Raw genomic sequence first — 23,330 nt, forward strand, 5'->3', positions numbered from 1 at the left:
CGGGCACCTCAGCATGACGAGGGCCTGACCGTCCGCACTGTCCGGGAGCGTCGTCATCCTGAGGTGCGCGCGCAGCGCGCCTCGAAGGATGGGCCGTCGCGCTTCGGCTAGTGCGGCCGCCTGCGGCGGGTCTTCTCCTGGGTCCCGGCGCGGCGCTGCGCCTCCGGCTCCGCTGGACCGGGAAACAAGGCTGCCGTGCCCTCCGGAAACCATGTCGCCGCCCGCGCATGGACCGCGGCGCGGGGCTTTGCTAGAAGCGCGCAGCGCCAGACACGCCCCCCTTTACCGCAGCCCGGACCCGCCCATGCCCGCCGACCCCAGCCACGCCGAGGAACTGCTCGCGCTTTACGCGCGCGCCGGCTTCGCGCGCGTCGAGCCGCCGGTGCTCCAGCCCGCCGACGCCTTTCTCGACCTGTCGGGCGAGGAGATGCGGCGCACCATGTTCATCACCATGGACGCGGACGGGCGCGAATTGTGCCTGCGGCCGGACCTCACCCTGCCGGTGTGCCGCCATTACATCGCGGACGGCGCCGCCCAGCCGCGCGACTTCGCCTATCTCGGCCCGGTGTTCCGCTCCGACGTGCCGGGCGGCGAATTCCTGCAGGCGGGCGTGGAATCCTTCGGCCGGCTCGACCGCGAGGCGGCGGATGCCGAATTGCTGGCGCTGGGGCTGGAGACGGCGGCGCTGTGGGGGGTGATCGACCCCACCATCCGGCTCGGCGACGCCGGCCTGTTCGCCACCCTGCTCGACGCGCTGAACCTGCCGCCAGTGTGGCGGCGGCGGCTGATCAAGGATTTCGCCCGCTCCGGCGACCTCGGCGCCGATCTCGCGCTGCTCAAGCAGCAGCCGGAGGCCGGCGGCGTCACCGCCCATGCCGGCGTGCTCTCGGCGCTGGCCGGTTCCGACCCGGCGGCGGCGCGGGCGCTGGTGACGGATCTGCTCTCCATCGCCGGCATTTCCACCGTCGGCGGGCGCAGCGTGACGGAAATCGCCGAGCGCTTTCTCGAACAGGCGGCGCCGGGCGATGCCGAGGGGCTGTCTTCCGAGAAGGTGGCGGTGATCGAGCGCTATCTCGCCATTGCCGGCACGCCCGATGCGGCGGCGGCCGGGCTGCGCGCCCTGGCCGAGGCGGCCGGGCTGGACCTTGCCCGCGCGCTCGACGCCTTCGAGAGCCGCACCCATTTCATCGCCGCGCAGGGCATCGAGCCCGACCGGCTGTCCTTCGCCGCCGCCTTCGGCCGGCCGCTCGATTATTACAGCGGCATGGTGTTCGAGCTGCACGAGAACGGCGAAGGAGAACACAGGCTTGGCGCGCCCCTGGTCGCCGGCGGGCGCTATGACGGGCTGCTCGGCCGGCTCGGCGCCGGCGAGCCGGTGCCGGCGGTCGGCTTCGCGGTCTGGCTCGGCCGGCTCGACGCCGTGGAGGCCCGCCTATGAGTGCGCCGCTGATCGTCGCCGTGCCCTCCAAGGGCCGGCTGCAGGAAAACGCCACCGGCTTCTTCGCCCGCGCCGGCATGTCGCTGACCCAGTCGCGCGGGGTGCGTGACTATCGCGGCACGCTGACCGGCGTCGAGGGGGTGGAGGTGGCCTATCTCTCCGCCTCCGAGATCGCCAGCCAGCTTGCCGCCGGCGCGGTGCATCTCGGCGTCACCGGCGAGGACCTGGTGCGCGAGAGCATCCCGGACGCCGATTCCAAGGTGCTGCTGGTCGAGGGGCTGGGCTTTGGCCACGCCAATGTGGTGGTGGCGGTGCCGCAGGCCTGGATCGACGTGCGCACCATGCGCGACCTCGACGACGTGGCGACGCATTTCCACGCCACGCGCGGGCGGCGGGTGCGGGTGGCGACCAAGTATCTGAACCTCACGCGCGGCTATTTCGCCCGCCACGGCATTGTCGACTACCGCATCGTCGAGAGCCTGGGGGCGACCGAAGGCACGCCGGCGGCGGGCACGGCGGAGCTGATCGTCGACATCACCACGACCGGCTCGACGCTGGCCGCCAACGCGCTGAAGGTGATCGACGACGGGGTGATCCTGCGTTCGGAGGCTAACCTCGTCGCCTCGCTGCACGCGGATTGGAACGCGGGCGCCAAGGCGGCGGCGCGGGCGCTGCTCGACCGGGTGACGGCGGCCAAGCGCGCGGCGACCATGCGCGAGGTGAAGACCCGCTTTGCCGCCTGCGATGCCGGCGTGGTGCAGGAGGCGGTGCGCCGCTTCCGCGCCGTGGCGCCGTTCGGCGCACCCACCTCGTCGGGCATGGTGACGCTGCACTGCCCGCCGGACACGCTGCACGCGCTGGCGGTGTTTTTGCGCGAGCAGGGCGCCGCGCGCGTGTCGGTCGGCCCGCTCGACTATGTGTTCGCGGCCGAGAACCCGCTCTACGAGAGGCTGGAAGAGCGCATCGGGTAGGGGCGAAAGCACCCTTGCCCCCTCATGGCCGGGCTTGACCCGGCCACCCAGGACCCGCGCCGCCGGGAAAGAACCGCATCGACAGGTCCAAAGGCTGGGTGCCCGGGTCAAGCCCGGCCATGAGGGAAAGACAAATTCCGTCATCCCGGCCAAGCGCAGCGAGAGCCGGGATCGCATCCGCATTTTTCGGCGCGCGGTCCCGGATCGGCCTTTGGCCGTCCGGGATGATGGCGATGGAGAGCGCCGGGAAACGGGGTGTCAGCCCCGCGCGGCGTGCGCCTCATCGAGAGCGTCCGGCAGGGCGAACGCCGCCGCCTCGCCGATGGCGTGGCCGAACAGGATGAGGCAGGGCCCGCCGGCGCCGTCCGCCACCGCCGCGTCAAGCGCGACCTGAAGCGTGGCGACCGTGGCCGGCACCTGCCGCTCCTCCGGCCGCGTGGCGGCGAAGATGGCGACGGCCGGTGTCGCCGGGTCGAGCCCCGCCGCCATCGCCTTGGCCGCGAGTTCGGCCCAGGTGCGCTGGGGCATGTAGACCACCGTGGTCGCGGCCGGGTCGGCCAGCGCCTGCCAGTCGAGATCGCGCGGCAGCTTGCCGTCTCTCGCATGGGCGGTGATGAATTGCAGCCGCCGGGCGTGATCGCGATGGGTGAGCGAGACGGTGAGCCGGCTCGCCGCGCCCTGCGCCGCGGTGATGCCGGGCACCACCTCCACCGGCACGCCGGCCTTGCGCGCCGCCGCGATCTCCTCGCCGGCGCGGCCGAACATCATCGGGTCGCCGCCCTTGAGCCGCACCACGCGCTTGCCCTGCTTCGCCAGAGACACCATCAGCGCGTTGATGTCGTCCTGCTTGCAGGAGGGGCGGTAGCCGGTCTTGCCAACCAGCATCTTCTTCGCCTCGCGGCGGGCGACGTCCAGCACCGCCGGGGCGACGAGGTCGTCATAGAGCACGACATCGGCCGATTGCAGCACCCGCACCGCCTTCAGCGTCAGCAGTTCCGGGTCGCCCGGCCCTGCGCCGACCAGCGCCACCGAGCCACGCGGCGCGTCGGTGCGCTCCATTGCGGCGCGGCCGAGAAGGGTCTCGCGCAGCGCCTGCGAAGGTTCGACCTCCGGCGTCTCCAATGCGGCTTCGGTGAAGCGCTCCCAGAACCGCCGGCGGCCCTGATAGGACAAAGCGAGGGCCGCGACGGCGGGGCGCCAGCTCCGCGCCGCCTCGGCCCAGCGCTTGAAGCCCTGCGGGATCACCGCCTCGATCTTGGCCCGCACCGCCTGCCCGAACACCGGGGCGGCGCCATCGGTGGAAATGCCCACCACCAGCGGCGAGCGGTTGACGATGGCGCCGAACGCGAAATCGCAGAAGGCCGGCTTGTCCACCACATTGACCGGCACGCCGGCGGCACGCGCGGCCTGCGCGAAACGTTCGCCTTCCTCGTCCTCCTCGATGGCGCCGATGGCGAGCGCGGCGCCGGCGAGATCAGCGGGTGTCCAGTCGCGGGCGACGAGAAGGAGCGGACCGTCCGGCGGCGCGGCGGCGAGTTCGACGAGGTCCTCGCACGGCGCGGCGGCGAACACCTCGACCCGCGCGCCGGCGGCGGAGAGAAGCTCCGCCTTCCACGCCGCCGCCTCCGAGCCGCCGGCCAGCACGATGCGGCGCCCGGCCAGCGCGAAGAACACCGGCAGGCGGGCGAGCGGGGCCATGCGCGCCGGAGCGCGGGCGGCGCGGCGCCCGGCGGGCGGGGAGGCGGGGGGCTGGTCAGTGGAATCGGTCATCGCAGCGGTCGGTCTGAAGGTGATCGGCCATTATCACACGAAATGTGCGTCCATTGAAGTCAATAAACGAAAATTATCCGGATAATATCAGTGCGCCTTTTCCGACAGGCGGTCGGTCCAGGCCAGCACCACGCCGGAGAGCACGAACACGACATGGATGATGACCAGCCACATGAGCTGCTTCTCGTCGACGCCGCGGTCGAGGTTCATGAACGCCTTCAACAGGGCGATGGCGGAGATGGCGACGATGGAGGCCAGCAGCTTCTGCTTGAGGCCGGCAAAGTCGACCTTGGTCATCCATTCCGGCCAGTCGGAATGGCCTGTCGCGTCGATCTTGGAGACGAAGTTCTCATAGCCGGAGAAGATGACGATGATCACCAGGCTTCCGGTGAAGGTGAGGTCGATCAGCGCCAATATGCCGAGAATGGTGTCGCTCTCGTCGAACTGGCCGGCATGGGTGACGAAATGGAACAGCTCGACGCCGAATTTGTAGAGCAGCACCGCCAGCGCGATCACCAGGCCGAGATAGAACGGCGCCATGATCCAGCGGCTGACGAAGATGAAGCGTTCGATGACCTTTTCCATGCGTCCGTCGCCCCGGCCTGACGCCGCATCTCGCGGCTGCGAGATGGGTGCCACGGCGCCGCGACGGCGGCAAGAGGGCCGGGGCGGGCAGCCCCGCCTCACGGGGCCGGCGCGCTCAGTTCGCCGCCATCTTCTGGTAGGTGTTCTTCAGTTCGTCCTGGATGACGATGGCGGTGCCGGTGGCCACCAGCAGCAGATCCTTGTCCGGGGTGCGCGTGGCGTAGCTCCAGCCGGCCGGCGGCTTCAGCCTGGCGCCGAGGCCGGGCAGGTCGGCGTAGCTGAGCGAGGGGTCGACGATCTGCGCATAGGCCTGCATCACATAGACCGCCCCGTCCGGCGCGGTGAGCTGGAACACCGGCTTGCCGGCATCGAAGCGATAGGTGGTGTCGCGCTCGATGGTCTGCTCGGTATAGGCCGGTCCCATCGCCTGGTGCAGCGAGAGCGAAATTTCCGCGCGCTTGGCCATGACAATGCCGCCCACCGTGATGACCTCGCCGGTCCTGGTGTCGCCGGTGGCGATGATGCCGTCCATCAGGAAATGGCGCGGGCCGTTCATCACCACGGCGAGGGTCTCGAACTGCGCGAACAGTTCGCGCCGTGTGAGCGCGTCCCATTTGTCGGCGGGGCAATCGTCGAAGCCGAGCGTGTTGTAGACGCTGGCCTTGAGGCCTTCTCGCGTGAGGTGGATCGGCACGATCTCGCAATAGCGCGCATCGCGCAGCACCGCCGGCAGGTGCGGCGTCGGCGGCGTTTCCTGCGCTATCGCGTCGCCGCCGGCCAGCAGCAGGGCGAAAAGGGCGGAGCGGGCGGTGCTGGAGAGCCGGGCGGTCACGGGTTTTCCTCGATCAGGCGGCGGTGACCGCAGGTTACAACCCGCCATCGCCCGGGCGGAAGCGGCCCGGGCGATGCGATCAAGAATAGACAGGGGGCGGGCCCGGGCGATCATGCCGCCGCGCCCACCGGCCTCAGGCGGCGACGCCTGTGCCGATCGGGCAGGAGACGCCGGTGCCGCCGAGCCCGCAATAGCCGTTCGGGTTCTTGGCGAGATACTGCTGGTGGTAGTCCTCGGCGAAGTAGAAGGTCGGGGCGTCGACGATCTCGGTGGTGATGGCCGGGAAGCCCCTGGCCTTCAGGACGGCGTCGTAGGCGGCGAGGCTCGCCTGCGCCTGCGCCCGCTGGTCGGCCGAGGTGACGTAGATGCCGGAACGGTAGGTGGTGCCGACATCATTGCCCTGCCGCATGCCCTGGGTCGGGTCGTGGCTCTCCCAGAACAGCTTGAGAAGCTGCGCGTAGCTCACCTTGGCGGGGTCGAAGACCACCAGCACCGCCTCGGCATGGCCGGTCAGGCCGGTGCAGGTCTCCTCATAGGTCGGGTTCGGGGTGATGCCGTTGATGTAGCCGACGGCAGTCACATGGACGCCCGGCGTCTGCCAGAACTTGCGCTCCGCGCCCCAGAAGCAGCCGAGGCCGAAGATCGCGGTTTCGAACCCTTCGGGGTAGGGGCCCTTGAGCGTATGGCCGTTGACGAAATGGGTCTCCGCCGTGGGCAGCGGGCGGGCGCGGCCGGGCAGCGCCTGCGACGGGGTGGGCAGGTCGATACTCTTCTTGAAGAAGAACATGGGGCAAATCCCTTGCTGGAATGGCCCCGATATGGGGATCGCGGCGGCACCGCGCGAGGGCGGCCGCGTCCCGGGTCGTTCACGCGAACGGCATCAAGCGGCCGGGCGGCGGCCGATCAGCAGCAGCAGCGCCCCGGCGACGCCGAGCACCGCGAAAAGCGGTGCGCCGAGCACCGGCACGACGAGATATTCCCACACCGGCGAGGAGAGGGTGCCCTCGACGAAGCCCTGGAAGCGCGTGAGCGAGCCGGGGCTGACGGAAAGCCATGTGACCCCGAGCGGCGTGGTGACGATCTCCGACGAGGCGATGGAGCGCACGCCGTCCAGCACGAGGGCGACGAAGGCGCCGGCGAGAACCCACAGCCCGACGAAGCGGAAGAGAAAGCGGATCATGCGGGGCGTCCCGGTCCTCGTTGGCGATGGGCGCATCTGTCGCGTCCGACCGTCTGTAGGCGGCGCGGACGGGGGAGGCAAGGCCCGCCGCGAGTGACGGGGCGGGTACAAAGGTCCGCTGCTCCGCCGCCAGCGCGGCATTCGGCCGCCGCCTCTCGCGTCCGTGAAGACCCTTAGCCTTGACGTGGATCAAGGTTGTCGCCCGCCCGCGGCGCGAAAGCTCGGCCCACATCATGGAGTCGTTCCAGATCGGCCGATCGGAACGTGGAGGGTCGAATGACGCAGCTACACAGCTCCGCCGGCGAGGGACACGGTTCGGGTGCCACCGAGCCGGGCGTCGACCAGAGCGGCAAGAAGATGACCTTCGGCGAGGGCGGCCTCGCCTTCATCTTCGCGGTCCTGACGCTGTCATGCCTCACGGTGGCGGCGAAGACGCACGATGCCGCCTACGCCTTCCACGCCTATCTCTCGGCTTTCGCCAGCCTGGCGGCGGTGTTCGTCATCCTCAACCGCTACACCGACCGGCCGGCGGCACTGCCCGCGCTCGAGATCGACGGCAAGCCGAACTACAATTTCGGCCCGGTGAAGTTCGCCACCCTCGCGGCGATGTTCTGGGGCATTGCCGGGTTCCTGGTCGGCGTCGTCATCGCCTTCCAGCTCGCCTTCCCCTGGCTGAACCTTGATCTGCCGTGGACCGCCTTCGGCCGGCTGCGCCCGCTGCACACCTCGGCGGTGATCTTCGCCTTCGGCGGCAACGTGCTGATCGGCACCTCGTTCTATGTGGTGCAGCGCACCTCGCGGGCGCGGCTCGCCGGCTATCTGGCGCCGTGGTTCGTGGTGCTGGGCTACAATTTCTTCATCGTCATCGCCGGCACCGGCTATCTCCTGGGCATCACCCAGTCGAAGGAATATGCCGAGCCGGAATGGTACGCCGATTTGTGGCTGACCGTGGTGTGGGTGACCTACCTGCTGGTGTTCCTCGCCACGCTGTGGCGGCGCCGGGAACCGCACATCTATGTCGCGAACTGGTTCTACCTTGCCTTCATCGTCACCATCGCGATGCTGCACCTCGGCAACAACGCCGCCATCCCGGTCTCGGTGTTCTCGCCCAAATCCTACATCGTCTGGGCCGGCGTGCAGGACGCCATGGTGCAGTGGTGGTACGGCCACAACGCCGTCGGCTTCTTCCTCACCGCCGGCTTCCTCGCCATCATGTATTATTTCATTCCCAAGCGGGCCGACCGGCCGGTCTATTCCTACCGGCTGTCGATCATCCACTTCTGGGCGCTGATCTTCATCTACATCTGGGCCGGCCCGCACCACCTGCACTACACGGCGCTGCCGGACTGGGCGCAGACGCTGGGCATGACCTTCTCGATCATCCTGTGGATGCCCTCCTGGGGCGGCATGATCAACGGGCTGATGACGCTGTCGGGGGCCTGGGACAAGCTGCGCACCGACCCGGTGCTGCGCATGATGGTGGTCTCGGTCGCCTTCTACGGCATGTCGACCTTCGAGGGTCCGCTGATGTCGGTGAAGGAGGTGAACTCGCTCTCGCACTACACCGACTGGACCATCGGCCACGTGCATTCGGGCGCGCTGGGTTGGGTCGCCTACATCTCCTTCGGCGCCATCTACTGCCTGGTGCCCTGGCTCTGGCAGAAGCGGGAGCTGTATTCGCTGCGCCTGGTCAACTGGCACTTCTGGATCTCGACCATCGGCATCGTCTTCTACATCTCGGCGATGTGGGTGGCGGGCATCCTGCAGGGCCTGATGTGGCGCGCCTACACCTCGCTCGGCTTCCTCGAATACTCCTTCATCGAGACGGTCGAGGCGATGCACCCGTTCTACGTCATCCGCGCGGTGGGCGGCGTGCTGTTCCTGATCGGCGGGCTGATCATGGCGTTCAACGTCTTCATGACCATCCGCCAGCCGGAGGCGGCGGAGGCCGGCACCGGCATCGCCAACCCTTCCCTCGTGCCGGCTGAGTGAGGACCGACATCATGGCCGAAGCCGCCACCAAGAAGTCCCTGTGGGCCAGGCACGCCTTCTTCGAGAAGAACTCGATCTGGCTGCTGCTCGGCATCCTGCTCGTGGTCGCCATTGGCGGCCTGGTCGAGATCGTGCCGCTGTTCTACCTCAAGAGCACGATTGAGAAGGTCTCCGGCGTGCGTCCGTGGACGCCGCTGGAACTGGCTGGGCGCAACATCTATGTGCGCGAGGGCTGCTACAACTGCCATTCGCAGATGATCCGCCCGCTGCGCGATGAGGTCGAGCGCTACGGCCACTACTCGCTGGCGGCCGAGAGCATGTATGACCGCCCGTTCCAGTGGGGTTCGAAGCGCACCGGCCCGGACCTCGCCCGCGTCGGCAACAAATATTCCGACGAATGGCAGCGCCAGCATCTCGCCGATCCGCGCTCGGTGGTGCCGGGCTCGATCATGCCGGGCTACCCCTTCCTGGCGCAGACCCCGCTCAAGACCTACGAGGTCGCCGACGACATGAAGGTCAACGCCGTGCTTGGCGTGCCCTATTCGGAGGCAATGGTCGCCGAGGCGCTGGCCGACCTCAGGGCGCAGGCCAGCCCCGACGCCGACGCCGACGGGCTCATCGAGCGCTATCCCGGCGCGCAGCAGCGCGACTTCGACGGCAATCCCAAGGTGCTGTCCGAGGCGGATGCGCTGATCGCCTATCTCCAGGCGCTCGGCACCATGGTCGACTTCAAGCTTTACGACGACAAGGCAAACATCCGCTGAGGAGGCCGGGATGAACGAGACCTATCGCGCCCTCGCCGAATTCGCCCAGACCTGGGGGCTGCTCTACTTCTTCGGCATTTTCCTCTGCGTGCTTGCTTATGCGCTCTCGCCGCGCCGCAAGAAGCAGTTCGATGACGCCGCCCGCATGCCGCTGCGCGAGGATTGACCATGGCCGAGCATCACACGAACGAGGTCGACGCCGTCACCGGCGTCACGACGACCGGCCACGAATGGGACGGCATCCGCGAACTCAACAACCCGCTGCCGCGCTGGTGGCTGTGGACCTTCTATGCCTGCATCGTCTGGGCGGTGGTCTACTGGATCGCCTACCCGGCCTGGCCGCTGGTGTCGAACTACACCAGCGGCGTGCTCGGCTGGAAGTCGCGTGACGCGATCGAGGTGCAACTCGCCAATCTGCGGACCCAGCGCGGCGCCTTCGCGGAAAAGCTGGATGCCGCCTCGCTTGAACAGATCGAGGCCGATCCCGAACTGCTGGCCTTCGCACGGGCCCAGGGGCGCGCCGCCTTCGGCGACAATTGCGCCCCGTGCCACGGCGCCGGCGCCGCCGGCTCCAGGGGCTACCCGAACCTCAACGACGATGACTGGATGTGGGGCGGCTCGCTGGAGCAGGTCCAGCAGACCATCCAGCATGGCATCCGCTCCACCGATGCCGATGCGCATGTCGGCGACATGCCGGCCTTCGGCCGTGATGCCATGCTGACGCGACCGGAAATCGTCGCGGCGGCGGATTATGTGCGCTCGCTCTCCAACCTGCCGGTGCCGGCCGGGGTGACCACCGACCTCGCCAAGGGCAAGGAGGTGTTCGAAGCCAATTGCGCCGCCTGCCATGGCGCGGACGGCAAGGGCAATATCGAGCTTGGCGCGCCGAACCTCACCGACGCCATCTGGCTCTACGGGTCGGACCGCGACAGCGTCATCGCGACCATCACCAATGGCCGCGGCGGCATCATGCCGGCCTGGGCGGGCCGGCTCGATCCGACCACGATCAAGGCGCTCACCGTCTACGTGCATGCGCTGGGGGGCGGGCGATAGCGCCTGCGCCTGACGGGGTGAGGCCATGCGGCGGGAGGTCCCAGCGACGTCCCGCCGCATAAGCATTTTTCCGCCCGGCAAGCCCCGGATCAACGCCCTCGGCCGGCGGGTTTAGAAATCCTCCACGCAGGCGCGAACCGTACGCTTCGGGGACTGGCATGAACATGGCGACCAAGGTCGAGACGCTCGACGATCCCGGCTATGACGACGACGCTCCGCTCTACGAGGCGCGGCGCAAGATCTATCCCATCGCCGTGCACGGCACCTTCCGCCGCATCAAGTGGGCGCTGCTGATCATAACGCTGGGTGTCTACTATCTGCTGCCCTTCCTGCGCTGGGACCGCGGCCCCAACGCGCCCTCGCAGGCGGTGCTGGTCGATCTCGCCAATGGGCGCTTCTATTTCTTCTTCATCGAGATCTGGCCGCAGGAAATCTACTACGTCACCGGCCTGCTGATCCTCGCCGCTCTGGCGCTGTTCCTGATGAACGCGGTCGCCGGGCGGCTGTGGTGCGGCTATCTCTGCCCGCAGACGGTGTGGACCGACCTGTTCCAGGCGATCGAGCGCATGGTCGAGGGCGACCCGCGCGAGCGCCGCGAGAAGCTGAAGAGCGCCACCCGCACCCAGCGCGCCTTCGAGGCGGCGGCCAAGCACGCGCTGTGGCTCATGGTGGCGTGGTGGACCGGCGGCGCCTGGGTGCTCTATTTCGCCGACGCGCCGACGCTGGTCTGGCAGCTCTTCACCGGCACCGCGCCGCTGGTCGCCTATCTCTGGATCGCCATCCTCACCTTCACCACCTATGTGCTGGCCGGCCACATGCGCGAGCAGGTGTGCACCTATATGTGCCCGTGGCCGCGCATCCAGGCGGCTCTGACCGACGAATACGCCTACAACGTCACCTATCGCTACGATCGCGGCGAGCCACGGGGCTCGCTCAAGAAGACCGAGGCGCTGCGGGCGGCCGGCGTGCCGGCGGGCGATTGCGTCGACTGCCGGCAATGCGTCGCCGCCTGCCCGACCGGGGTCGACATCCGCCTCGGCAGCCAGCTCGCCTGCATCCAGTGCGGCCTGTGCATCGACGCCTGCGACACGGTGATGAACAAGGTCGGGCGCCCGACCGGCCTCATCGCCTACGACACCGAGATGAATGTCGAGCGCCGCCTCAAGGGGCTGGCGCCGGTGTCGAAGATTCTCCGCGCCCGCACGCTGCTCTATTCGGCGCTGATCCTCATCGTCGGCGGCATCATGGTGGCGGCGCTGGCGACGCGCGGCTCGGAAGGCGTGGCGGTGATCCACGACCGCAACCCGCTCTTCGTGCGCCTCTCCGACGGCTCGCTGCGCAACGCCTACTCGCTGCGCCTCGTCAACAAGCAGTCGATGCCGCGCCGCTTCGCCATCGCGGTCGACGGCGTGCCGGAAGCACGGCTTGAGATCGTCGGCGGCATCTCGCAGACCGAGAACGGCCATCCGGTGGTCGAGGTCGGGCCGGACCAGACCTATGAACTGCGGGCGCTGGTCTCGACCGCCGCAAAGCTCCCCGCCAATGCCTCGCTGCCGGTCACCTTCTCCATCACCGACGTGGCCGGCGGCGAGACCACCACCGCGCCCGACCATTTCAAGGGCCCTTGAGACCCCAACCAGGCAGCGAACGGAGAACCGCCATGGCCCCGAACCTGACCGCGCGCGACGCGGGAAAAGGCCGGCCGCTCACCGGGCGCGCGGTGCTGCTCGGCTTCGTCGCCTTCTTCGGCGTGGTGTTCACCGCCAATTTCTTCCTCGTGCGGGCGGCGGTGACCAGCTTCGGCGGTGTCGAGACGGAGAGTTCCTACAAGGCCGGGCTGGCCTTCCGCGCCGAGAGCGAGGCCGCCGCCGCGCAGGCCGCCCGCCACTGGCAGGTCGACGCCCATGTCGAGCCCGGCCGGCTCGACGTGTTCGCGCGCGATGCCGCCGGCCGGCCGCTCGCCGATGTGGTGCTGGCGGCGACGCTGCAGCACCCGACCGACCGGCGGCTCGACCGGGTGCTCGACCCGGTGCCGGTGAGTGCCGGCCAGTGGCGCGCGCGCGACGACGTCACGGCGGGACAGTGGGAGCTGGTGATCGAGTTCACCCGCGCGGGCGAGCGCCTGTTCCGCTCCACCAACCGCGTCGTCATCCGGTAGCGGCGGGAGCACCGCATGGACGCGCAGGCCCTTCCCCTCTCCGCCGCCGCTTCGCTGCCCGCCTCCCCGGCGGCCCAGGACTATTCGCTGTTCCTGCGCCGCGACCCGAGCGGGCAGGCGGAGATGGCCTTCGCCGTCGAGGGCATCGACTGCGCCGCCTGCATCGACGAGATCGAGGACGCGTGCGAGGCGTTGCCCGGCGTCGCCCGCGCGCGGCTGAACTACACCACGCACCGCCTGACCATCGGCTGGGACGCCCGCGCCGAGCCGCGGCCGGAAGACGTGCTGGCCGCGCTGGCCAAGACAGGCTACCGCGCCTGGCCGTTCGAGGCCGGCCGGCTGGAGGAGATGGACAACGCCACTTCGCGCCATCTGCTGCGCTGCCTCGGCGTCGCCGGCTTCGCGGCGATGAACATCATGCTGCTCTCGGTCTCGGTGTGGTCGGGCAATGTCACCGACATCACCCCCGAGACGCGCGACTTCTTCCATTGGCTGTCGGCGCTGATCGCGCTGCCGGCCGCCGCCTATGCCGGCCAGCCGTTCTTTCAAAGCGCCGTACGGGCGCTGAAGGCACACACGCTGAACATGGACGTGCCGATCACGCTCGGCGTGCTGCTGGCGCTCGGTGTCTCGGTGTTCGAGACGCTGAACCATGCCGAGCACGCCTATTTCGATTCGGCGGTGATGCTGCTGTTCTTCCTCCTCGGCGGGCGCTATCTCGACCATGCGATGCGCCGCCGCACGCGGGCCGAGGCGGGCAATCTCGCGGCGCTGAAGGCGGTGTCGGCCAACCGCTTCGAGGCCGACGGGCGGCTCGTCACCGTGCCCGCCGCCGCCGTGCGGCCCGGTGACGAGGTGATGCTGCGGGCCGGCGAGCGCGCGCCGGTGGACGGGCTGGTGCTCTCCGGCACCGCCTCGGTGGATGAGAGCCTGGTGACCGGCGAGACGCTGCCGCGCCGCGTCGCCGCCGGCGACACGGTGCATGCGGGCAGCCTCGTCCATGACGGCGTGCTGCGGCTGCGCACCATTGCGGCGGGCGAGGACACCTTCCTTGACGAGATCGAGCGCCTGCTCGACAAGGCCTCGACCGCACGCGGGCGCTATATCCGCCTCGCCGACCGCGCGGCGCGGCTCTACGCGCCGATGGTGCACGCCACGGCGCTGCTGGCGCTCATCGGCTGGCTGATCGCCGGCGCCTCGCTGCACCAGGCGGTGCTGATCGCGGTGGCGGTGCTGATCATCACCTGCCCCTGCGCGCTGGCGCTCGCCGTGCCGGCGGTGCAGGTGGTGGCGGCGGGCACGCTGATGCGCGCCGGCGTGCTGATCAATGCCGGCGACACCTTCGAGCGGCTGGCGGAGGTCGACACCGTCGCCTTCGACAAGACCGGAACACTGACCCTTCCCGAGCCGAGCCTTTCCGACACGTCGAACGTGCCTGCGCCGCTTCTGGCGGCGGCGGCACGGCTCGCTTTGGCGAGCACGCATCCACTGGCGCGGGCGATCGCCGCCGCCCATCCCGAAGCGCGGCCGCTGGCCGAGGTGCGCGAGGTGCCGGGCGCCGGCGTCGAGGCGCGGATCGAGGGTATGACCGCCCGGCTCGGCAGCCCGGCCTTTTGCGGCTGCGAAGCTCTGGCGGCCGCGCGCGCGCCGGAAGCCCCCGACGCCTCGCTGGTCGCGGTGCGGCTTGGGGATGCGTGCGCGTTGCTGGAGGTGCGGCAGGCGCTGCGGCCCGACGCGGCCGAGGTGATCGACGCCTTGCGCGCCGAGGGGCTCCGCCTCGTGCTGCTCTCGGGCGACCGCCGCGAGGCGGTGGCGCCGGTGGCGGCGCGTCTCGGCATCAAGGACTGGTGGGCGCGGATGCGGCCGGCCGACAAGATCGCCGTGCTGGAGAGCCTCGGCGCCAACCGGCGCGGCGTGCTGATGGTCGGCGACGGCCTCAACGATGCGCCGGCGCTGGCGAGCGCGCATGTCTCGCTCTCGCCGATCAGCGCGGCGGACGTGACCCGCGCGCAGGCCGACGCGGTGTTCCTCGGCGACCGGCTGGCGCCGGTGGTGGTGGCCCTGCGGATCGCGCGCCGGGCGCGGCATCTGATGCGGCAGAACCTGATGATCGCCGTGGCCTACAACCTCGTTGCCGTGCCGCTGGCGGTCGCCGGCCACGTGACGCCGCTGGTGGCGGCGCTGGCGATGTCCGGCTCCTCCGTCATCGTCACGCTGAACGCGCTGCGGGCGCGGCAGGGCGGCGGCGATGCAGCGACCGGTGGCCGGCGGTCGCCGGCGGGCGAAAAGGTGGCGGCATGAGCGTGCTTCTCTATCTGGTACCGGCGGCGCTGAGCCTCGGCCTGCTCGGGCTCGCCGCGTTCCTGTGGTCGCTGCGCGCCGGCCAGTATGACGACCTGGAGGGCGCGGCGGTCCGGGTTCTCTCCGATGACGATCTGCACGAGGACATCAGCGACCGGAACCGGCACGAATGAGCGCCAGCGGGTTGTTCGACGCCGAGGCGGAAGCCGCCCGTGCCGGCCGGCTCGGCTGCGCCTGCCCGGAGGACGCGCCGCGCGCGCTGCGCCGCGCGCTCGGGATCGGGCGGCTCGCCGGCGGCTTCGCCCTCGTGGTGCTGGCGCAGGCGCTGACGCTGGGTGCCTTGCCTCTGGCCGGCGCCATGCTGGCCCCGCGCCCGGAACTGGCCGCCCTGCCGCTCGCCGCCCTGCTGCTCGGCGCGACGCTGGCGAGCCTGCCGGCGAGTTTCCTGCTCGACACGTTCGGCCGTCGCGCGGCGTTCGCGCTCGGCGCCAGCCTGGGCGTCGCCGGCGGGCTGGTGGCGGCCTATGCGATGATGCTCGGCGCCTTCCCGATGCTGGTGCTGGGCGCCGCCTGGCTTGGCGCGGCGCAAGGCTTCGGCATGTTCTACCGCCACGCCGCGGCCTTCGGCGCGGCCTCGGGAATGCGGGCGGGCATGGTGGCGCGGCTCATCGGCGCCGGGGCGCTGGCGGGCTTTGCCGGGCCTCTGCTGGCCGGCATGGCGGAGGCGGCGCTGGCGCCCTACACCTTCGCCGGCACGCTGCTGCTGGCCGCGCTGGCCCAGCTCGGGGCGCTGGGCTTTGCCGTCGCGCTGCCGCAGGCGCGCTTCTCCCATGCCGACCTCACCGTCGAGGCGATGGCGCAGCCGCAAGAGCGCCCCGCGCCGCTGGCCTGGCGGGCGCTCGCCCTGCCAACGCTGATCGGCGCGCTCGCCTGGGGGGCGATGACCTCCGCCATGGCTGGCGCGCCGCTCTCGCTGGCCGGCTGCGGCCTCAGCGTGCCGCTGATCTCGGGCGTCGTGGCCTGGCATGCGGTGGCGATGTACGCGCCGGCGCTGGCGGGCGGGGTGCTGGCCCGCTGGATCGGGGCCACGCCGCTGGCGCTGCTGGCCCTCGCTCTGTGCGCGGGGGCGGCCGTCATGGTGGCGCAGGCCAATGAGGCGCTGGCGATCTCCATCGCCTTCCTCGCGGTGGGTGCGGGCTGGGCGCTGGCGAGCCTCGCCACCACACTGATGCTGCATGCGGGCGGCGCGCCCTCCCGGCTGCAACTCGGCGTGCACGACGGCGTGCTGCTGGGGGCGGCGCTGCTCGGCACGCTGTTGTGAGCGTCGGCGGCTGCGAAGGCCGTTGACGCACTCGCGCCTTTATGTAAGTGATCGCTCACTGACAATGCGGTGAGGGGATCGACGATGTTCACGCGGCTGATGACGGCCAGGCGCTTCGCGCCGCTGTTCTGGTGCCAGTTTTTCGCAGCCTTCAACGACAATTTCGTGAAGAACGCGATGGCGCTGCTGATCCTCTACGGCATCGCCCATGTGAATGGCGGCGCGCTGGTGACGCTGGCCGGCGGCGTGTTCATCCTGCCCTTCTTCCTGTTCTCTTCCCTCGGCGGGCAGCTTGCCGACCGCTACGACAAGGCGCTGATCGCCCGGCGGGTGAAGTTCGCCGAAATCTGGATCGTGCTGATCGCCAGCGCCGGTTTCGTCGTCCAGTCCATTCCCGTGCTGTTCCTCGGCCTGTTCCTCATGGGCACGCTGAGCGCGCTGTTCGGGCCGGTGAAATACGGCATCCTGCCCGATCACCTGGCCAAGGACGAACTGGTTTCCGGCAACGCGCTGATCGAGATGGCGACCTTCGCCGCCATTCTCGGCGGCACGGTGGGCGGGGCGCTGGCCTTTACCCATACCGGGGAATGGGCAGTGGCCGGCTTCACCTTCGTGCTGGCGGTGATCGCCTGGCTGTCCGCCCGGGGCATTCCGCGCACCCTGCCGGGGGCGCCCGACCTCAAGATCGACCGCAACATCTGGCGCAGCACGATGACCCTGCTGGCCGACATCCGCGCCGAGAAGCCGATCTGGCGCGGGGCGCTGATCGTCTCGTGGTTCTGGCTGGTCGGCGCGGTGGTGCTGTCGCTGCTGCCGACGCTGGTGAAGGAGAATGTCGGCGGGCTGGAAAGCGTCGTCACGCTGTTCCTGGTGCTGTTCACCATCGGCGTCGCCATCGGCTCGACGCTGGCGGCCAAGCTGTCGGAAGGGCGCATCCTGCTGGCGCTGGTGCCGGTGGCGGGGTTGCTGATGGGCGCTTTCGCCATCTACCTCGCTTTGCTCATGGGCTCGCTCGCTCCCGCCGCGCAACCTGTCGGCTGGTACGCCTTCTTCACCTCGGGCGCGGGCCTGCATGCCGCCATCGGGCTGGTCGGTCTCGCGGCGGCCGGCGGCGCCTTCGTGGTGCCGACCTTCGCCTTCGTCCAGGCGGCCGCCGACGAGGACCGCCGCGCCCGGGTGATCGCCGGCAATAATGTGCTGAACGCCGCCTTCATGGTGGCCGGCGCGGTGGTGGTCGCCGGGCTGCAATTCGCCGGCTTCGGCGCCCCGGCACTGCTGGGGCTGATCGGCGCGGCGAGCCTGCTGGTGGCCATCCTCGCCGGCCGCGCCTTCCAGGGCCAGGTGCTGCGCGACCTGATCAAGCTGGTGTTCCGGGTGCTGTTCCGCGTCGAGGTGACCGGGGCCGAGCATTTGAAGGCCGCCGGCCCCGGCTCGGTGATCGCCATCAACCATGTCAGCTTTCTCGACGCGCCGCTGATCATGGCGCTGCTCGACAACGACCCGGTCTTCGCCGTCGACCGCGCCATCGCCGAGGCGTGGTGGGTGAAGCCGTTTCTCAGGCTGGTGCGCGCCTTCCCGCTCGACCCGACCAAGCCGATGGCCACCCGCGACCTGATCCGCCAGGTGCAGCAGGGCGAGCAACTGGTGATCTTCCCCGAGGGGCGCATCACCGTCACCGGCTCGATCATGAAGATCTATGACGGCTCCGCGCTGATCGCCGACAAGGCCGACGCGCCGGTGGTGCCGGTGCGCATCGAGGGGCTGGAGCAGACCTATTTCTCCCGCCTCGACAATCACCAGACGCGCAAGCGCCTGTTCCCCAAGGTGCGGGTCACCATCCTGCCGCCGCGCAAGCTCCAGGTCGACCGCGAATTGCTGGGCCGCAAGCGCCGCCGCGCCGCCGGGGCGGCGCTCTACGACGTGATGAGCGACCTCGTCTTCGAGACCAGCCAGACCAATGTGACGGTCTACCAGGCGGTGGAGGACGCGGCGGTGCGGCTCGGCATGGGGCGCATCGTGCTGGAGGACCCGCTCGGCACCATCCTGTCCTATCGCAAGCTGTTGCTCGGGGCGAAGATCTTCGGCGATAAGCTGGCTAAGGAAACCGCGCCGGGCGAAAAGGTAGGCGTACTGCTGCCCAACGCCGCCGGCATCGCCGTGGTGCTGATGGGGCTTTCCCGCCACGGCCGGGTGCCGGTCATGCTCAACTACACCGCCGGCGCCACCAACCTCGTCACCGCCTGCAAGGCGGCGCAGGTGAAGCTGGTCGTCGCCTCGCGCGCCTTCATCGAGAAGGCGCGGCTGGAGGCGGAGGTCACTGAACTGGAAAAGCATGTGCGGGTGCTGATGAGCGAGGAGATCCGCGCCTCGGTCACCACCCCGGACAAGCTAAGGGCCATGCTGCCGCTGCCGGCACCGAAGCCCTCCGACCCGGACGAGCCGGCCTTCGTGCTGTTCACCTCCGGCTCGGAGGGCACGCCCAAGGGCGTGGTGCTCTCGCACCGCAACATACTGACCAATGTGGCGCAGGTGGCGGCGCGGATCGACTTCTCGCCGGCCGACATCATGTTCAACGTGCTCCCGGTGTTCCATTCCTTCGGGCTGACCGGCGGGCTGGTGCTGCCGATGGTGTCGGGGCTGAAGACCTATCTCTACCCCTCGCCGCTGCACTACCGGATCATTCCGGAACTGGTCTACGCCACCAACGCCACCGCCATTGTCGGCACCGACACCTTCCTCATGGGCTATGCCCGCACCGCCAACCCCTATGATTTCCGCTCGCTGCGCTTCGTGGTGGCGGGCGCCGAGCCGGTGAAGGCGGAGACGCGGCGGGTATGGATGGAGAAGTTCGGCCACCGCATCCTGGAAGGCTACGGCGTCACCGAATGCGCCCCGGTGCTGGCGGTGAACACGCCGATGTTCAACCGCGTTGGCACGGTGGGGCGGATGCTGCCGGGCATAAGCCACCGGCTGGAGACCATGACCGGCATCGAGGACGGCGGGCGGCTGCAGGTGCGCGGACCGAACGTTATGCTCGGCTATCTGCGCGCCGAGGCGCCCGGCGTGATCGAGCCGCCGGAATTGGGCTGGTACGACACCGGCGACATCGTCGCCATCGACGAGGAGGGCTTCGTCGCCATTCGCGGCCGGGTGAAGCGCTTCGCCAAGATCGCCGGCGAGATGATTTCGCTGGCCGCCATCGACGCCATGGTCGCCGCCCTGCGGCCCGATGCCGAGCATGTGGCGGTGGCGGTGCCGGATGCGCGGCGTGGCGAGCGCATCGTCCTGATGACCACGGCGCCGGACCTCACCCGCGCGGCGCTTCAGGCCCACGGGCGCGAGCGCGGCGTCACCGAGCTGATGATCCCGGCCGAGATCCTGCGGATGGACGAGCTGCCGCTGCTGGGCTCGGGCAAGGTCGACTTCACCAAGGCGCGCACCATCGCGCTGGAAATGCTGGCCGCGCGCGGCGGCGACTCGGGAGAGAGCGCGTGAGCGCGGCGCCCGGCGGGGCCCGCAGGGGGCGCGACGGCGCGGACACGCGCGCGCGCATCGAGGCGGTGGCGCTGGAACTGTTCGCGCAGAAGGGCGTGGCCGGCACCTCGGTGCGCGACATCGCGCTCGGCGTGGGGGTGAGCGAGGGCGCTCTCTACCGGCATTTTCCCTCGAAGGAGGAACTGGCGCGCGTGCTCTATCTCACCCGCTACGGGGCGCTGGCGGCCGAGATCTGCGCCATCGACGCCGACGAGCCGGAACTGCGGGCAAAGCTGCGGGCGGTGGTGGGGCTGGCCTGCGGGCTGTTCGATGCCGAGCCGGCGCTGTTCGCTTATCTGCTCATCCACCAGCACGAGCATCTGGGGCTGGTGCCGGACGCGCCGGAGGCGAATGTGGTGGAGGCGGTGGCGCAGTTGCTGCGCGGCGCCGGCGTGCCGCCCGAACGCACCGCGCTCGCCAGCGCCATGGCGCTGGGCTGCGTGGTGCAGCCGGCGGTGTTCGCGCTCTATGGCCGGCTTCGCGGGCCGCTGACGGCGCAGGTGGATGCCATTGCGGCGGCGGTGATGGGCATCGTCGAAGGGGCGATGAAGCGCTGAGCGGCGCCGGGATGACGCGCGTGGAGGCCGCGCGGCGCTCGGCGCCCGTCTCTCAGAACAGCTTCATGCCCGGCGGGATCGGCAGGCCGGCGGTGATGGTCTGGGTCTTTTCCTGCACGATGCGCTCGCCCTTGGCGCGGGCTTCCGCGTGGGCGGCGACGACCAGGTCCTCCAGGATTTCCGCCTCTTCCGGGTTGAGCAGGCTGGGGTCGATGCGGATCGCCTTCAGCGCGCCCTTGGCGGAGAGGCGTACCGTGACCATGCCGCCGCCGGCCGCTCCCTCGACCTCGACGGTCTCCAGCTCCGCCTGGAGTTGCTCCATCTTGGACTGCATCTCCTTCACCTTGGACATGATGCCGAGAAGGTCTTTCATCCGGGACTCCTGTGTCAGAATTCGAGGTCGTCGTCCGCGCCCGGCCCGTCGTCGCGGGCGGCCATCAGATCGGCGTCGGTCATGTCGGCATCGGCGGTGAAGCCGCCGGCGGGCTCCTCGGTGGTGAGGGTGCGCACGTCGACGATCGAGGCGCCGGGAAAGCGCGCCAGCGCCGCCGCCACCAAGGGGTCGGCGCGCACGCCGGTCATCATCGCGTCGCGCTGGGCGGCGGCCTTGTCGGCGAGCGTCGGCTCGCCTTCCTCGCGCGAGAGCGCCACCAGCCAGCGCCGGCCGGTCCATTCCGAGAGCTTGGACTGAATCTCCTGGATCAGGTTCGGCGCGCCGCCGGGGGCGAGCGCCACCTCCATCTGGCCGTCCTCGAAGGAGACCAGGCGGATATTGTTCTCCAGAGCGAATTTGAGCCGGAGGTCGCGCTTCGAGGCGGCGAGGGCGACCAGATCCTCATAGGTCGCCACCGCCACGCCCGCCGCCACGGCGGGGGCCGGCGCGACTGAGGGGCCGGCGGGGCGCGGGGCGCTGCGGGCGGCGACGGAGAGATGACTCGCCGCGCTGGGCGCGGCCGAAGGCGCGGCGGCCGGCGCGGCATAGCTGCGCGGGGCGGTCGCGGCCATCGCCGAACCCCCGCCCGAGCCGCCTCCCGAACTCCCGCTCATCGGCGCGCCGCCGGCGTGCTGGCCGGCCGGCGCGTCGGGCGCGAGGTCGAGCAGCCGGCGCAGCGCTTCGTCCGGGGTCGGCAGGTCGCTGGCATAGGCGAGGCGCACCAGCACCATTTCCGCCGCCTGCATCGGCTTGGCGGCCTGCTGCACCTCGGCGAGCCCCTTGGTCAGCATCTGCCAGGCGCGCGCGAGCACGCGCATCGACAGGCCGCGCGCGAAGTCGCGCCCGCGCGTGCGCTCGGCCTCGACCAGCGCGGCGTCGTCGCCGGTCTCGGGCAGGATCTTCATGCGGGTGACGAGATGGGTGAATTCGGCGAGGTCGGCGATCACCACCGCCGGGTCGGCGCCGGAATCATATTGCTCGCGCAGTTCGGTCAGCGCCTGGGCGATGTCGCCCTTCATCAGCGCCTCGAACAGGTCGATGACGCGGCCGCGATCGGCGAGGCCGAGCAGCGCGCGCACCTGTTCGCCATGCACCATGCCGCCGGAGGCGTCGGCGGCCGTTTGCCCGCCCGAATGCGCGATCGCCTGGTCGAGCAGCGACAGCGCGTCGCGCACCGACCCTTCCGCCGCGCGGGCGATCAGGCTCAGCGCCTCGGCGTCGATGTTCACGCCCTCCGCCGTGCAGATGCCGTGGAGGTGGCGCGCCAGCGTGCCGGCCTCGACCCGGCGCAGGTCGAAGCGCTGGGTGCGCGAGAGCACCGTGACCGGCACCTTGCGGATCTCGGTGGTGGCGAAGATGAACTTCACATGCTCGGGCGGCTCTTCCAGCGTCTTCAGCAGGCCGTTGAAGGCGGCCGTGGAGAGCATGTGCACTTCGTCGATGATGAACACCTTGTAGCGCGCCAGCACCGGCTTGTAGCGCGCCGCCTCGATGATCTCCCTGATATCGCCGATGCCGGTGTTGGAGGCGGCGTCCATCTCCTGCACGTCGACATGCCGGCTCTCGATGATGTCGCGGCAGTGGCGGCCGAGCCCGGGCATGTCCAGCGTCGGCGCGCCGCCTCCGACCGGGCCGTCGGCGGGCTCGTAATTGAGCGCGCGGGCGAGGATGCGGGCGGTGGTGGTCTTGCCCACCCCGCGCACGCCGGTGAGGATATAGGCCTGCGCGATGCGGCCCGAGGTGAAGGCATTGCTCAGCGTGCGGACCATCGCCTCCTGGCCGATCAGGTCGGCGAAGGTCTGCGGGCGGTATTTGCGGGCGAGCACGCGATAGGGGGTGACGGCGGAAGGCGCGGCCGCCGGCACGGACGGAACCGGGCCGAGATCGAGGGCGGGGCCCTCATCGGTCATGGGCGTCAGGTCGGGCGTGTCGGGGGTGTCGGCGCTCATGGGCCCTTCATAGCATCGCGCGCGGGCAATGGGGCAACGCCGCGATGACGGGCGGCTTAAAAAGGCGGGGACGGCGAAAGGTCGATCAGGGCGACGGCTTCATCCGCGTGACCTTGTAGACCTTTCCCTCGCTGTCATAGGTGGTCCACTCGCCAACCTGCCGCCCCTGGTCGAACATGCCCGAGCGCAGGCGCGTGCCGTCGCGGCGGAACCATTCCCAATAGCCGGTCGGCTCGCCGTCGCACGTCTGCCCGCGCGCCCAGAGGCTGCCGTCCCGGTGGTGCTTCTCGAAGGGAAGGCTGGCCGGCGCTTCGGCCGGCGGCGTCTTCGATGTCATGTCGGCAGCGCGCCCAGATGATGCGTCAAACGGCATGGCAGTAGGGTGGGAGGCTGGTCAGAGACCCGAGACCGGGCTCGTTGGGGCTGCTTCCTTCCGGACCTGACCCGGTTGGCGAGTGGCTCGTCCACCGCCAACCTCCCGCCGCCTATATC

General features: G+C 70.1%; 21 protein-coding genes and 1 other RNA gene. 13 read left to right on the forward strand and 9 right to left on the reverse strand.

The features are described from left to right. The first annotated feature begins 304 nt into the window (after positions 1–304). Both KHC23_RS07320 and hisG read left to right on the forward strand, forming a co-directional pair. Entirely contained in the window at positions 305–1,438 is a 1,134-nt protein-coding gene (locus KHC23_RS07320; protein WP_213370984.1) for an ATP phosphoribosyltransferase regulatory subunit, read from the forward strand. Next, positions 1,435–2,409: an ATP phosphoribosyltransferase gene (gene hisG / locus KHC23_RS07325; protein WP_213370986.1), complete on the forward strand. Its 975-nt coding sequence runs from the start codon at positions 1,435–1,437 to the stop codon at positions 2,407–2,409. Before KHC23_RS07320 ends, hisG begins: the two co-directional genes overlap by 4 nt. Positions 2,410–2,667: 258 nt before the next feature. On the opposite strand, the gene cysG is transcribed toward hisG, so the two are convergent. From cysG to KHC23_RS07350, 5 genes are all read right to left on the reverse strand, one after another. Continuing rightward, positions 2,668–4,179, reverse strand: a complete 1,512-nt coding sequence (gene cysG, locus KHC23_RS07330; RefSeq protein ID WP_373878541.1) for a siroheme synthase CysG — start codon at positions 4,177–4,179, stop codon at positions 2,668–2,670. A gap of 87 nt (positions 4,180–4,266) precedes the next feature. Further along, positions 4,267–4,764: a TIGR00645 family protein gene (locus tag KHC23_RS07335; protein WP_213370988.1), complete on the reverse strand. Its 498-nt coding sequence runs from the start codon at positions 4,762–4,764 to the stop codon at positions 4,267–4,269. 115 nt (positions 4,765–4,879) lie between these two features. Continuing rightward, positions 4,880–5,596 carry a hypothetical protein gene (locus tag KHC23_RS07340; protein WP_271188739.1) on the reverse strand — a complete coding sequence of 239 codons (717 nt, stop codon included), beginning with the start codon at positions 5,594–5,596 and terminating at the stop codon, positions 4,880–4,882. A 133-nt stretch (positions 5,597–5,729) separates the two neighbouring features. Continuing rightward, the gene (gene msrA / locus KHC23_RS07345) at positions 5,730–6,383 is read right to left on the reverse strand and encodes a peptide-methionine (S)-S-oxide reductase MsrA (RefSeq protein WP_213370990.1); all 654 of its coding nucleotides are present in this window, start codon (positions 6,381–6,383) and stop codon (positions 5,730–5,732) included. 93 nt (positions 6,384–6,476) lie between these two features. Then, complete coding sequence (locus tag KHC23_RS07350; protein ID WP_213370992.1) at positions 6,477–6,776, reverse strand: hypothetical protein; 300 nt, start codon at positions 6,774–6,776, stop codon at positions 6,477–6,479. Between the two features lie 357 nt (positions 6,777–7,133). Here KHC23_RS07350 and ccoN point away from each other — a divergent pair, with 357 nt between their 5' ends. The 11 genes from ccoN (at position 7,134) to KHC23_RS07405 (ending at position 20,456) form a co-directional block, all read left to right on the forward strand. Next, the gene (gene ccoN, locus KHC23_RS07355; RefSeq protein WP_213371075.1) at positions 7,134–8,768 is read left to right on the forward strand and encodes a cytochrome-c oxidase, cbb3-type subunit I; all 1,635 of its coding nucleotides are present in this window, start codon (positions 7,134–7,136) and stop codon (positions 8,766–8,768) included. Between the two features lie 11 nt (positions 8,769–8,779). Continuing rightward, entirely contained in the window at positions 8,780–9,532 is a 753-nt protein-coding gene (gene ccoO, locus KHC23_RS07360; RefSeq protein ID WP_213370994.1) for a cytochrome-c oxidase, cbb3-type subunit II, read from the forward strand. 10 nt (positions 9,533–9,542) lie between these two features. Further along, complete coding sequence (locus tag KHC23_RS07365; RefSeq protein ID WP_213370996.1) at positions 9,543–9,698, forward strand: cbb3-type cytochrome c oxidase subunit 3; 156 nt, start codon at positions 9,543–9,545, stop codon at positions 9,696–9,698. Positions 9,699–9,700: 2 nt separating this feature from the next. Next, positions 9,701–10,585: a cytochrome-c oxidase, cbb3-type subunit III gene (gene ccoP, locus KHC23_RS07370; protein ID WP_213370998.1), complete on the forward strand. Its 885-nt coding sequence runs from the start codon at positions 9,701–9,703 to the stop codon at positions 10,583–10,585. A 158-nt stretch (positions 10,586–10,743) separates the two neighbouring features. Beyond that, entirely contained in the window at positions 10,744–12,213 is a 1,470-nt protein-coding gene (gene ccoG, locus KHC23_RS07375) for a cytochrome c oxidase accessory protein CcoG (RefSeq protein WP_213371000.1), read from the forward strand. A 32-nt stretch (positions 12,214–12,245) separates the two neighbouring features. After that, complete coding sequence (locus tag KHC23_RS07380; protein ID WP_213371002.1) at positions 12,246–12,743, forward strand: FixH family protein; 498 nt, start codon at positions 12,246–12,248, stop codon at positions 12,741–12,743. 15 nt (positions 12,744–12,758) lie between these two features. Beyond that, positions 12,759–15,044: a heavy metal translocating P-type ATPase gene (locus KHC23_RS07385; RefSeq protein WP_213371004.1), complete on the forward strand. Its 2,286-nt coding sequence runs from the start codon at positions 12,759–12,761 to the stop codon at positions 15,042–15,044. Continuing rightward, entirely contained in the window at positions 15,041–15,217 is a 177-nt protein-coding gene (gene ccoS / locus KHC23_RS07390) for a cbb3-type cytochrome oxidase assembly protein CcoS (protein ID WP_213371006.1), read from the forward strand. Before KHC23_RS07385 ends, ccoS begins: the two co-directional genes overlap by 4 nt. Continuing rightward, positions 15,214–16,365, forward strand: a complete 1,152-nt coding sequence (locus tag KHC23_RS07395) for a hypothetical protein (protein ID WP_213371008.1) — start codon at positions 15,214–15,216, stop codon at positions 16,363–16,365. The genes ccoS and KHC23_RS07395 overlap by 4 nt, the downstream gene beginning before the upstream one ends. Before the next feature lie 84 nt (positions 16,366–16,449). Beyond that, the gene (locus tag KHC23_RS07400; RefSeq protein WP_213371010.1) at positions 16,450–19,860 is read left to right on the forward strand and encodes an acyl-[ACP]--phospholipid O-acyltransferase; all 3,411 of its coding nucleotides are present in this window, start codon (positions 16,450–16,452) and stop codon (positions 19,858–19,860) included. After that, a complete protein-coding gene (locus KHC23_RS07405; RefSeq protein ID WP_213371012.1) occupies positions 19,857–20,456 on the forward strand; it encodes a TetR/AcrR family transcriptional regulator in 600 nt (199 codons plus the stop codon). Before KHC23_RS07400 ends, KHC23_RS07405 begins: the two co-directional genes overlap by 4 nt. Before the next feature lie 52 nt (positions 20,457–20,508). Here the strand turns inward: KHC23_RS07405 and KHC23_RS07410 are convergent, their stop codons facing one another. From KHC23_RS07410 to ffs, 4 genes are all read right to left on the reverse strand, one after another. Further along, positions 20,509–20,829 carry a YbaB/EbfC family nucleoid-associated protein gene (locus KHC23_RS07410; RefSeq protein WP_213371014.1) on the reverse strand — a complete coding sequence of 107 codons (321 nt, stop codon included), beginning with the start codon at positions 20,827–20,829 and terminating at the stop codon, positions 20,509–20,511. Positions 20,830–20,843: 14 nt separating this feature from the next. Next, entirely contained in the window at positions 20,844–22,838 is a 1,995-nt protein-coding gene (locus KHC23_RS07415; protein WP_213371016.1) for a DNA polymerase III subunit gamma/tau, read from the reverse strand. 85 nt (positions 22,839–22,923) lie between these two features. After that, the gene (locus KHC23_RS07420; RefSeq protein ID WP_213371017.1) at positions 22,924–23,175 is read right to left on the reverse strand and encodes a toxin-antitoxin system YwqK family antitoxin; all 252 of its coding nucleotides are present in this window, start codon (positions 23,173–23,175) and stop codon (positions 22,924–22,926) included. 44 nt (positions 23,176–23,219) lie between these two features. Beyond that, an RNA gene (gene ffs, locus KHC23_RS07425) (signal recognition particle sRNA small type) lies at positions 23,220–23,318 on the reverse strand. Positions 23,319–23,330 lie beyond the last annotated feature (12 nt).

Source organism: Ancylobacter dichloromethanicus (assembly GCF_018390645.1).
In the GTDB taxonomy this organism is placed as follows: domain Bacteria; phylum Pseudomonadota; class Alphaproteobacteria; order Rhizobiales; family Xanthobacteraceae; genus Ancylobacter; species Ancylobacter dichloromethanicus.